General features: G+C 73.4%; 12 protein-coding genes. 3 read left to right on the top strand and 9 right to left on the bottom strand.

The features are described 5' to 3' along the window. Positions 1-25 precede the first annotated feature (25 nt). Positions 26-445 carry a DUF742 domain-containing protein gene (locus ACZ60X_RS05295; protein ID WP_469593497.1) on the top strand — a complete coding sequence of 140 codons (420 nt, stop codon included), beginning with the start codon at positions 26-28 and terminating at the stop codon, positions 443-445. Next, on the top strand, positions 432-1,031 hold the full coding sequence (locus tag ACZ60X_RS05290; RefSeq protein ID WP_469593495.1) for a GTP-binding protein: 600 nt from the start codon (positions 432-434) through the stop codon (positions 1,029-1,031). Before ACZ60X_RS05295 ends, ACZ60X_RS05290 begins: the two co-directional genes overlap by 14 nt. A 3-nt stretch (positions 1,032-1,034) precedes the next feature. Here the strand turns inward: ACZ60X_RS05290 and ACZ60X_RS05285 are convergent, their stop codons facing one another. From ACZ60X_RS05285 to ACZ60X_RS05260, 6 genes are all read right to left on the bottom strand, one after another. Then, positions 1,035-1,703, bottom strand: a complete 669-nt coding sequence (locus ACZ60X_RS05285; protein ID WP_469593493.1) for an ABC transporter permease — start codon at positions 1,701-1,703, stop codon at positions 1,035-1,037. Continuing rightward, on the bottom strand, positions 1,700-2,353 hold the full coding sequence (locus ACZ60X_RS05280; protein ID WP_469593491.1) for an ABC transporter permease: 654 nt from the start codon (positions 2,351-2,353) through the stop codon (positions 1,700-1,702). The genes ACZ60X_RS05285 and ACZ60X_RS05280 overlap by 4 nt, the downstream gene beginning before the upstream one ends. Then, on the bottom strand, positions 2,350-3,501 hold the full coding sequence (locus ACZ60X_RS05275; protein WP_469593489.1) for an ABC transporter ATP-binding protein: 1,152 nt from the start codon (positions 3,499-3,501) through the stop codon (positions 2,350-2,352). Before ACZ60X_RS05275 ends, ACZ60X_RS05280 begins: the two co-directional genes overlap by 4 nt. Positions 3,502-3,584: 83 nt before the next feature. Next, positions 3,585-4,343 (bottom strand): FAD:protein FMN transferase, encoded by a 759-nt coding sequence (locus tag ACZ60X_RS05270; RefSeq protein ID WP_469593487.1) that lies wholly within the window; start codon positions 4,341-4,343, stop codon positions 3,585-3,587. 1 nt (position 4,344) lies between these two features. Continuing rightward, complete coding sequence (locus ACZ60X_RS05265; protein ID WP_469593485.1) at positions 4,345-4,581, bottom strand: FMN-binding protein; 237 nt, start codon at positions 4,579-4,581, stop codon at positions 4,345-4,347. A gap of 204 nt (positions 4,582-4,785) precedes the next feature. Then, positions 4,786-6,123 carry a ferredoxin reductase family protein gene (locus ACZ60X_RS05260; RefSeq protein WP_469593483.1) on the bottom strand — a complete coding sequence of 446 codons (1,338 nt, stop codon included), beginning with the start codon at positions 6,121-6,123 and terminating at the stop codon, positions 4,786-4,788. Positions 6,124-6,265: 142 nt separating this feature from the next. Here ACZ60X_RS05260 and ACZ60X_RS05255 point away from each other — a divergent pair, with 142 nt between their 5' ends. Beyond that, positions 6,266-7,138, top strand: coding sequence for a sensor histidine kinase (locus ACZ60X_RS05255; protein WP_469593481.1), 873 nt, complete (start codon positions 6,266-6,268; stop codon positions 7,136-7,138). Positions 7,139-7,184: 46 nt separating this feature from the next. Here ACZ60X_RS05255 and ACZ60X_RS05250 read toward each other — a convergent pair whose 3' ends face one another. The 3 genes from ACZ60X_RS05250 to murC form a co-directional block, all read right to left on the bottom strand. After that, complete coding sequence (locus tag ACZ60X_RS05250) at positions 7,185-8,519, bottom strand: PP2C family protein-serine/threonine phosphatase (RefSeq protein WP_469593479.1); 1,335 nt, start codon at positions 8,517-8,519, stop codon at positions 7,185-7,187. Positions 8,520-8,767: 248 nt separating this feature from the next. Then, positions 8,768-9,175, bottom strand: coding sequence for a peptide-methionine (R)-S-oxide reductase MsrB (msrB, locus tag ACZ60X_RS05245; RefSeq protein WP_469593476.1), 408 nt, complete (start codon positions 9,173-9,175; stop codon positions 8,768-8,770). A 14-nt stretch (positions 9,176-9,189) separates the two neighbouring features. Further along, positions 9,190-10,581: a UDP-N-acetylmuramate--L-alanine ligase gene (gene murC, locus ACZ60X_RS05240; RefSeq protein WP_469593474.1), complete on the bottom strand. Its 1,392-nt coding sequence runs from the start codon at positions 10,579-10,581 to the stop codon at positions 9,190-9,192. Positions 10,582-10,648: the final 67 nt, after the last annotated feature.

The following is a 10,648-nucleotide window of genomic DNA, read 5'->3' as shown; positions in this document are numbered from 1 at the left end:
GCCCGCGGAGAAAGAGCACCTGTTCATGGCGGACGGCACCGCGGGCCCCGATCCGGTCGGCCCCGCCCCCGCCGTACGGCCGTTCCTGGTGACCGCCGGCCGGGTCGCGGACGACGGCTCCGGCCGGGCGCTGCCCCTGGAGACCCAGGTGGTGGCCACCGCGGAGGGGCTTCAGGCGCTCGCCGGGCTCTCCTTCGAGCGGTACGACATCGTCGCCGCCTGCCGGCTGCCGCAGTCCCTCGCCGAGCTGGCGTCCCGGCTGCGGCTGCACCTGAACGTGGTGCGCGTCCTGGCCGACGACCTGCGCGAGGCGGGGCAGTTGGCGGTGTACGTGCCCGACGCCGGCGCCACCCGCGACGCGTCCGTCCTGCGCAGGCTCATCGATGGCCTCAGGGCCGTCCCCGACTCCCGAGGGGTACCGAGTGACCCAAGTGACGCCGACTGAACCGCTCGTGTCCGGCGCGGCCGCCCCCGCCGCCGTACGGCCGCCGCTGCCGGTGAAGATGGTGATCGCGGGCGGTTTCGGCGTGGGCAAGACCACCGCCGTCGGCTCGATATCGGAGATCGAGCCACTGACCACCGAGGCGTCGATCACCGAGGTCGCGGCGGGCATGGACGACCTCACGCACACCCCGCGCAAGACCACGACCACCGTGGCGATGGACTTCGGCTGCCTCACCATCGACCCGACGCTGAAGCTGTACCTGTTCGGCACGCCCGGCCAGGAGCGGTTCGGGTTCATGTGGGACGACATCGTCGAGGGCGCGATCGGCGGCCTCGTGATCGTCGACACCCGCCGGCTGGACGACTGCTACGCGGCCGTCGACTACTTCGAGCACAGGGACATCCCGTTCGCCGTCGCGGTCAACGCCTTCGACGGCAGGGTGGAGCACGCTCTGGAGGACGTCCGCTGGGCGCTGGACGTCTCCGACGGCGTGCCGGTCGTGGTGTTCGACGCGCGGGAGCGGGGCTCGGTGCGGGACGCGCTGCTCGTCGTCCTGGAACTGGCGCTGGCCCGCACCGGGCAGTAGCCGTCAGGCGCCCCGGCGCACCCCCGGCGACACCGTGATCCGGGAGACCGCCCAGAACACCACCAGGGTGGCGAGGGCCAGTCCGGCGACCAGGGTGGCGCCGCCGACGACCTTCTCGTAGTCGCGCTGGTAGAGGCCGTCGATGATGTAGCGGCCGAGGCCGCCGAGGCTGACGTAGGCCGCGATGGTGGCCGTGGAGACGATCTGGATGGCCGCCGTGCGCAGGCCGCTCAGGATCAGCGGGAGCGCCACCGGCACCTCCACCTGGAACAGCACCCGCGCCTCGGGCATGCCCATGCCCCGCGCGGCGTCCACGGGCGAGGGGTCCACGGAGCGGATCGCCTCGTAGGTGGTGACCAGGATCGGCGGTACGGCGAGCACCACCAGCGGGATCATCACCGGCAGCAGTCCGAAGCCGATCCAGATGAACATCAGGACCAGCAGACCGAAGCTCGGCAGGGCCCGGCCCGCCGTGGCGATCAGTGCGAGCGCGTTGCCGCCGCGGCCGTAGTGGCCGGTGACCAGGCCGACGGGCAGGCCGATCGCGGCGGCGAGCAGCAGCGCCTGGAGCGAGTAGGTGACGTGTTCGACGAGCCGGGTGGGGATGCCGTCGTAGCCGTGCCAGTGGGCGCTGTCGCTGAAGAAGGCGTGCGCGAAGTTCAGGACGTTCACCGGGCGGCACCCTTCGACGGCATCCAGGGGGTGAGCAGACGGCGCAGGAGGACGAGCGCCGCGTCGGCGAGGATGCCCAGCACGGCCGTGGTCAGGACCGAGTTCACGGCCAGGGCGGGCCGGTGGTACGTGGTGGCGGCGTAGAGCATGTTGCCGAGGGCGCCCTGGTTGCCGATGAGCATGCCGACGCTGACCAGGGAGAGGCTGGAGACGGTCGCGACCCGCAGGCCCGCGATGATCGCCGGTACGGCGATGGGCAGTTGGACCTGCAGATAGCGGCGCACCGGTCCGAAGCCCATGGCCTGGGCGGCGGCGAGGGTCTCCGGCGGCACCGAGCGCACCCCGTCGACGATCGCCGGCACGAGCACCACCAGGCTGTAGATCGCGAGCGGGATCATCACCGTGGTCTCGCTCTGCCCGAAGTAGTCGATGAGGACGACGAAGAAGGCCAGCGAGGGGATGGAGTAGAGCACGGTGGTGACGCCGAGGACGGGCGGGTAGACCCAGCGGAAGCGGACGCACAGCTGGGCCACGGGCAGCGCGAGGAGCAGCCCGGCCAGCACCGGCAGCAGCCCTTCGCGCAGGTGCAGCCCGACGAGGCCCAGGTAGCTGTGCTCCAGGTCGCTCGGCAGGTCGAAGAAGCCGTTCATCGGGCGGCCCTGGCGTCGGCGGCACCGGCCGCGTCCGCGCCGCCGGCGGCGGCCCGGCCGTGGGCGGTGCGGATGGCCTCGCCGATGACCTGCTGGGACACGACGCCGACGGCGCGGCCCTCGCCGTCCACCGCGACGGCCCAGCCGGTCGGCGAGAGCACGGCCCCGTCGAGCGCGGTGCGCAGCGAGTCCCGGCCGGGCACGAACGGGCGCCCGTGGTCGAGGAGTCGGTCCCGGTCGACGGCTCCGGCGGTGAGCCGGTCCGGCTCGCTCCAGCCGAGCGGCCTGCCGTCGGCGTTGGTCAGGAGGAGGTACGGCGCCGAGGCGCGCGCGGCGAACTCGGCCGCGTCCGCGTCGGCGCCCACGATGGGCTCGGTCTGAAGCGCCAGTTCGCCGGACGGGAAGAAGGACAGCCGGCGGATGCCGCGGTCGGCGCCGAGGAAGTCCTCCACGAAGGCGTCGGCGGGCGCGCTGAGCAGCTCGGCGGGCGGGGCGAACTGGGCGAGCCGGCCGCCGGTGCGCAGCACGGCGACCATCGTGCCGAGCTTGATCGCCTCGTCGATGTCATGCGTGACGAAGACGATGGTCTTGCCCAACTCGTCCTGGATGCGCAGCAGTTCGTCCTGCAGCCCCTTGCGTACGACGGGGTCGACGGCGGAGAACGGCTCGTCCATCAGCAGCACCGGCGGATCGGCGGCGAGTGCCCGGGCCACGCCGACGCGCTGCTGCTGGCCGCCGGAGAGCTGGTAGGGGTACCGCTTCGCCAGGGAGGTGTCGAGGCCGACCCGTTCCATCAGGTCGGCGGCGCGGGCGCGGGCGCGCTGCTTCGGTGTGCCGAGCAGGCGGGGCACGGTGGCGATGTTGTCGAGGATGGTGCGGTGCTGGAAGAGTCCGGCGTTCTGGATGACGTAACCCATGGAACGGCGCAGGGAGTTGACCGGCTGCTGCCGGATGTCCGTGCCGTCGAGGAGGATGCTGCCCTCGGTGGGCTCCACCATCCGGTTGATCATGCGCAGGGTCGTCGTCTTGCCGCAGCCCGAGGGCCCGACGAGGACGGTGATCGCGCGGTCCGGTATCTCCAGCGACAGCCGGTCGACCGCGACCGTGCCGTCCGGGTATCGCTTCGTGACTGAATCTATCCGTATCAAAACGCCGAATACCCTTCGGGGTTGGCAGATGTCCGCCCGCTCTCGGCCAAGGTCGTCGTGCGCAGGCCGCCTGCGGGGAGAGTCTAGACCGCGAGTGTTTCGGCGTTCTGGCAGGCTGATGGCCGGGCCATGGGGATTCCCGGGGTACGGACGACGCTCCGGCCGGCGTCGACGGCGAACACCTCACAGCCGGGACGGGCGGCGGCCCAGGCCGGGCCCTCGGCCCCGAGGGCGAAGGCGGCGGTGGCCGTCGCGTCCGCCTCGGTCAGCGTCGGGGCCAGCACGGTGAGGCTGAGCAGATCGGTCACGGGCCGTCCGGTGCGGCCGTCGAGGAGGTGGTCGCCGCGCTCGTACCGCCCGGAGGTCGCCACCGCCGCGTCGGTGACCTCCAGCACGGCGCACACCTGGCCGGCCCGGTCCGGATGCCGTATCCCCACCCGCCAGGGCCCGCCGGAGACGACCACGTCACCGCCTGCGTTGAGGCAGAACCGGCGCGCCCCGGCCGCCGCCGCCAGACCGGCCGCCCGCTGCACCGACCAGCCCTTGACCACCGCACAGGGGTCGAACCCGCGGCCGGGCAGCCGCGCGTCGAAGGCCCCGCCGGTGGCGGCCCGGTACTCCTCGCACAGGCCGAGCACCTCCGTCAGGTCCGCGCTCAGCTCCCCCTCCGGCAACTCCCCTCGCCCGTACCGGGACACCTCGCTGTCCGCGATGAACGGGCTGAACCGGGCGTCCACTTCCCGCAGCCACGCGAAGACCGCGTCCGCGGCCCCGGTGAACTCGCCCTCGTCGTCGATCCGCAGCGACACCGGGAAGCCCATGACGTGCTCGACGCGTCGCACGTCACGCCCTCTCGGCGTCGAGCGCGGCCTGGAGGGACTGCTTGTATCCCTGGCTCGTGATCGTGGCCCCGGACACCGCGTCGATGCGGGCGCTCTGCGCCTTGAGCGTCTCCGTGATCAGCTCCGGTACGGCCCACCGGGTCTGCGGATGGTGGGGCGCCTGGAGCATCCGTACGGAGGCGATCCTGTCACCCCGGAAGGTCACCTCCACCTGGAAGACACCCTTCGAGGTACTCACCGCGGTGCCTGGGACGACTCTCGGGGCCGACGAGGACGACGAGGCCGACGACGAGGCCGAGGAAGTGGGCTCGGGCGTCGGCGTCGACGCGGGCCGTGCGGTGTCGACGGTCCCGGTCGACGGCTGGTACCGCCACACCGGGATCAGGCCGAGGGCGGACAGGACGAGAACGGGAACGGCTCGCTTCACGGTGGGGTGCCTCTCTCAGCCCGCGAGGCTGAAACGCTCGAAGTGGATCTGCTTGCCGGGCACGCCCAGGTCGCCGAGGCTGCGCAGCACGGCGGTCATCATCCCGGGCGGTCCGCACAGGAAGACGTCGCGCTCGGCGATGTCCGGGACCAGCCGGGCCAGTTCGCGCGGGGCGAGCCGGTCGGGGACGACGGGTCCGGTCACCAGGTGCAGTGCGGCGCCCTTGGCGAGGGCGAGGTCGCGCAGCTCGTGGTGGAGGACGGCGTCCCGGTCGGCGGCCACCCGGTAGAGGACCACGGCGTGGCCGTCCAGGTCCTCCAGCAGCGCCCGGATGGGGGTGACGCCGACGCCCCCGGCGATCAGGACGGCGTCCGGGCGGGTGCGGTGCAAGGTGGTGAAGGCACCGTAGGGGCCCTCGGCGAAGACGCGCGTGCCGGGCCTGAGGTGCCGCAGGGCGGCGCTGCCGGCCCCGGCCGCCTTGGCGGTCAGGCGCAGGGTGCGGCCGTCGGGGGCGGCCGACAGGGAGAACGGGTTGGCCTGCCACCAGCGGTCCTTGGTGAGGAACCGCCACAGGAAGAACTGCCCGGCGCGCGCGGGCAGCCGGTCCAGGTCGCGGCCGGTGACGTAGACGGAGACCACGTCGTCGGACTCGGGGACGACCGCCTCGACCCGCAGGCGGTGCCGCAGGTTCCGCCACAGCGGCAGGACCAGCCGGCCGAGCGCCACGGCGCCGAGGGCCGCGCCCCACAGGGTGTACCAGTACGTCCGCGCGGCGGGAGAGGAGGCGAACGTCGTACCGGCCGCGATCTGGTGGGTGAAGGCGAGGACCACGGCGACGTAGGTGTACAGGTGGATGAAGTGCCAGGTCTCGTAGGCGAGCCGGCGCCGGGCCCAGCGGGCGGAGACCGCGCCGACCACGGCGATCAGGCCCAGCGCGACGACGGCGCGCAGCACGCCCTCGGTGGTCTCGGCGAGGTTCACGAGCTGGTTCACCGGGTCCGTCGAGGACGCCTGGCCATAGCCGAAGGTGATGAAGACGACGTGCGCGAGCAGGGTCCACAGCACGCCGAAGCCGGTCCGGCGGTGCCAGGAGGTCAGCCGGTCCATGCCGATGCGGCGGTCCAGCCAGGGCAGCCGGGCCACCAGCAGCAGCTGGAAGGCCATGAGGAGGGCGCCGTACAGACCGCAGAGGCGGCCGAGCACGATCAGCGTGTTCGAGGCGAAGCCCGCCTGGACGAAGAACCAGGCGACCACCGCCGCGTTGGCGGCCAGCAGGGCGTACAGCCCGGTCCGGGCCACGGCCCGGGGGCGTATCGCAGTGGGGGGTGCGGGACGGGTCTGGAGGGTCGTCACGGACGGCAGCTCCTTGATCGGGTCCTGGGTGACGAGCTTCGCCCGCCGATGCTGTCGTTCTCCTGTCGGACGACTTTCACTTGAGTATCGAGGTGCCCGGCGGGGGCGGGCACCTCGGGCGACGCCGAACGGGTGCCGCAGGATGAGCGGGTGGATGCCGCGCCGGGGGCTGGAGCCGCTGAGCGACATGGCGCACACCGCACACGGGATCGCCTCGCACGACCTGACCGACCCGGCGGCCCGGCTGCCGCTGCGCGCCGACCGCAAGGGCGGCGGCCCGGAGGTGGAGGAGCTGCGCACGGCCTTCAACACGATGCTGGAGCACATCGACGGCTCCCTCGCGGTGCGCGCGCAGGCCGAGCAGCGGCTGCGCCGGTTCGTCGCCGACGCCTCGCACGAGCTGCGCACCCCGCTGATGTCGGTGCGCGGCTACGCCGACCTGTTCCAGTACGCGGCCGCCAACGAACCCGCCGAACGCGACCGCCACCTGGCGCGTCTGCGCGCCGAGGCCGCCCGCATGGGCGTCCTCCCGGACGACCTGCTGCTGCTCGCCCGGCTGGACGCGGCCGAGGTCGAGACCCCGCTGCGCTGCGCGGACACCGACCTGACGGAGCTGGTGCGCGAGGCCGCGGACGCCTTTCGCGCGGGGCACCCCGGCCACCCGCTGACCGTCGGCACCGGCGACCGGCCGGTGCGGCTGCGCCTGGACCCGGTACGGATCCGCCAGGTGCTGGACAACCTGCTCACCAACGCTGCCGCGCACACCCCGCCCGGGACGGAGGTGGCCGTGACGGTGGCCTCGGGCGCCGACGGGACTTCCGTCCGGATCGCCGACGCGGGCCCCGGCGTCCCGGACGCCGACCGGGACCGCGTCCTCGACCGCTTCCACCGCGTCGACAAGGCCCGCAGCAGGGACCGGGGCGGCAGCGGCCTGGGCCTGTCCGGTGGCACGGGCGCTGGTGGAGGCGCACGGCGGGACGCTGTCGCTGGAGCGGGCAGCGGGCGGCGGGCATGACGGTGTTCACGGTGCGGCTGCCGGACTGAACGGGCGCGCGGCCGCGTCACCCCTTCGGCGAGTCCCCCTGCCGACTGTACGGCCGTGCCGCCAGCGCCGCGACGTCGTCCTCCGCGTGCCGCGCGTCCAGTCGCCGGAGGATCGTGTCCAGCACCTCCTCCGGCCCGTCCCCCGCCGGGAACCGTACGGCGGACAGCCGCGCCAGCGAGGCGTCGATGTCCTCGCCGCGGCGCTCCACCAGCCCGTCGGTGAACAGCACGAGCGTCTGGCCGGGCGCCAGCGGATGCGTGGCCGACTCGTACCCGCCGAGCCCCGTGCCGAGCGGCGGTCCCACCGGCAGCGGCAGCAGCGTGGCCTCGCCGTCCCGGCCGATGAGCACCGGCGGCAGATGCCCGGCGCTGGCCAGCGTGACCTGGCGCCGGCCGGGGTCGACGCCGGCCAGCAGGCAGGTCGCCGGCCGGCGCTCGGCCTCCCGGGAGGCGATCTCGTCCATCTGCCGCAGCACCCGGTGCGGGGGCAGGTCGGCGGAGGCGATGTAGCGCAGCGAGGAGCGGTAGGCGTTCATGTCGACGGCGGCCTCCAGGCCGTGCCCCATGACGTCGCCGACGACCAGCAGGGTCCGCCCGAAGTGCAGCCGTACCGTCTCGCACCAGTCGCCGCCGACCACGGTGTGCCGGCCGGCCGGGAGGTAGCGGATGGCGACGTCGAGGTTGGGGTGCGGGCGGCCGGGCTCTTCGAGCAGGGCGCGCTGCAGATCACCGGCGGTGCGGTTGACGTCTTCGTAGGCGCGGGCGTGCCGGATGTGGGAGGCGGCGCGCTCCGCGAGCAGGCTGAGCAGCTCGGCTTCCCCGGCGCGCAACGGCCGGCCGGAACGCGCCCACACCAGGGCGCCGCACACGTCATCCCCGCTGGTCAGCGGGGCGCACAGGGCGGCCCGGGTGCGGGGCGGGCCGGCGTACTCCAGCCAGGGCTCGTCCGGGCCGCCGAGTGCCGGTGCCTGCGTCTCGCGGGCCACGGCGGTGGCCCAGCGGACGTCGGGCAGCACGTCGGCGTCCCCGGTGATCTCCTCGTAGCCGGAGACCGTCTGCCCGGTGCGGCGCAGTACGGCGGCGGTGCCGCCGACCAGCCGTACGGCGGCCCGGGTCAACTCGGCGCAGGTCGTGGCCTCGTCGAGGGTGGTGCCGATGCCGGCCAGCGCCTCGCGCAGCGCGGCGAGCCGGGCGCCGGCCGTGGCCGCGTCGGCGGCCGGCGCGGGGTGCGCGGCGGCCGCGGCTTCCTGGGCTCGCGGGGACGCCGGCGGCGCCTGGTCGCCGGCGTCGGCGCGGTGGTGGCCGCCGTCGGCAGGCAGGGGCCTGCGACGGGACTGGATCCAGCGCGCCACACCCAACACCCTCACAGAATCTCAAACCGGAGCGAGTGGGGCGTCGGCCCCATTCGTCACATCCATGCCGTCGGTCCCGTCAGCCTCATCGGGGACCGGTCACCGCATGGTTCGCCCCTCCCGCTGCCGTGTTCGGCGTTGCCCATCTTCGACCGGACGAAGCGTTTCGGACACGCCTTTTGCCAGATTCGGCGCGTCCGTTGATCCGCTTCATGCCGTCGTTTCACAGGACGGCCGGGGCGGCGGGCTCAGCCCTCGGCGGGGGCCAGGCGCAGCGAGATGGAGTTGATGCAGTACCGCTGGTCGGTCGGGGTCGGGTAGCCCTCGCCCTCGAAGACGTGCCCGAGGTGCGAGCCGCAGCGGGCGCACCGCACTTCGGTGCGCACCATGCCGTGGGAACGGTCCTCCACCAGTTCGACGGCGTCCGTGTCCTTCGGGTCGTAGAAGGACGGCCAGCCGCAGTGCGACTCGAACTTGGTGTCGGAGGTGAACAGTTCGGCACCGCAGGCCCGGCAGGAGTAGACGCCCTTGGTCTTCGTGTCGGTGTACTCACCGGTGAAGGCCGGCTCGGTGGCGGCCCGGCGCAGCACCGCGTACTCGGCTTCGGTCAGCTCCGCGCGCCACTGCTCGTCCGGCTTCTCGACGTCGTACGACATGAGGCTCAGCCCCTTCACTGCTGCGACAGACGGTCCAGGATCAGCGGGCCCAGGTCGGTCACGTCGCCCGCGCCCATGGTGAGAACCAGATCGCCCGGCTTCGCCATTCCCGCGATCAGGGCGGGGATCTGCGCCTTGTCGTGCACGGCGGTCACGTCGGCGCCGGCGGCGCGCGCGGCCTCGGTGATCAGCTCGCTGGTCACGCCCGGGATCGGGTCCTCGCGGGCCGGGTAGATGTCGAGAACCACCGAGGCGTCGGCGAGAGCGAGCGCCTGGCCCATCTCCTTGCCCAGCTCCTGGGTGCGGGAGAACAGGTGCGGCTGGAAGACGACGAGGATGCGGGCGTCACCGGCGGCGGACCGCATGGCCTCCAGGTCGGCGGTCATCTCGGTCGGGTGGTGGGCGTAGGAGTCGATCACCTGCGCCCCGGCGGCCTCGCCCTTGAGCTGCAGGCGCCGCTTGACGCCGGTGTAGGCGGCGAGCGCGGGGGCCAGTTCGGCGGCGGGGATGCCGAGGGCGGCTCCGGCGGTGAGCGCGGCGACGGCGTTCAGGGCGTAGTGACGGCCCGGCACGGAGACGGCGAAGGTCAGCTCCTGCCCGTCGAGCACCACCGTGACCCGGCTCCTGAGTCCCTGCGGGACGATCGACAGCACCCGCACGTCGGCGTCCTCGGCCTCGCCGTACGTCACGGTCCGCACGGAGCCGGCCAGCCGCCGCGTCAGCTCCCGCGCGCCCTCGTGGTCGGCGGAGATCACCAGCGTGCCGCCGGGCACGATCTTCCCGGCGAACGTCTCGAAGGACTCGTGGATCTCGTCCATCGAGGCGTAGTTGGCGTGGTGGTCCAGCTCCACGTTGAGGACGATGGCGACCTCGGGGGTGTACTTGTGGAAGCTGCGGTCCGATTCGTCGGCCTCGGCGACGAAGATGTCGCCCGCGCCGTGCAGCGCGTTGGAGCCGGGCGCGTCCAGGTCGCCGCCGATGGCGTACGACGGCTCCAGGCCCAGCTCGGTGAGCGAGACGGCCAGCATCGAGGTGGTCGTGGTCTTGCCGTGCGTGCCCGCCACGGCGATCGGGCGCAGCCCCTCCATCAGCGCGGCGAGCGCGTCGGAGCGGTGCACCACCGGGATGCCCAGTTCGGCGGCGCGGGCCAGCTCGGGGTTGTCCTCGCGGATCGCCGAGGAGACGACGACACAGCTCGCGTCGTCGGCGAGGTGCCCGGCCGCGTGCCCGATGTGCACGGTGGCACCGGCCGTCCGCAGCGCCTCGACGGTCGCCGACTCCTTGGCGTCGCTGCCGGCCACCTTCGCGCCGCGCTGGGCGAGGATCTTCGCGATCCCCGACATCCCGGCGCCGCCGATGCCGATGAAGTGCGGTCGGTCCATGGCGGTAGGAAGGCCGGGTGCCATGTGGTTCTCCCCAGAGTGCGGTACGACGGTGAGCGGGCCCCCGACGGGGCGCCGCCCAAGCCTATGC

The organism is Streptomyces sp. NPDC104106 (assembly GCF_055584345.1).
This window is presented reverse-complemented; position numbering and strand designations above follow the sequence as displayed.

What these genes read in the sequence shown, in the direction of transcription:
- ACZ60X_RS05295 (WP_469593497.1), top strand. Translation starts at nt 26, where the DNA reads ATGGCGGACGGCACCGCGGGCCCCGATCCGGTCGGCCCCGCCCCCGCC.
- ACZ60X_RS05280 (WP_469593491.1), bottom strand. Translation starts at nt 2,353, where the DNA reads ATGAACGGCTTCTTCGACCTGCCGAGCGACCTGGAGCACAGCTACCTG.
- ACZ60X_RS05255 (WP_469593481.1), top strand. Translation starts at nt 6,266, where the DNA reads ATGAGCGGGTGGATGCCGCGCCGGGGGCTGGAGCCGCTGAGCGACATG.
- msrB (WP_469593476.1), bottom strand. Translation starts at nt 9,175, where the DNA reads ATGTCGTACGACGTCGAGAAGCCGGACGAGCAGTGGCGCGCGGAGCTG.
- murC (WP_469593474.1), bottom strand. Translation starts at nt 10,581, where the DNA reads ATGGCACCCGGCCTTCCTACCGCCATGGACCGACCGCACTTCATCGGC.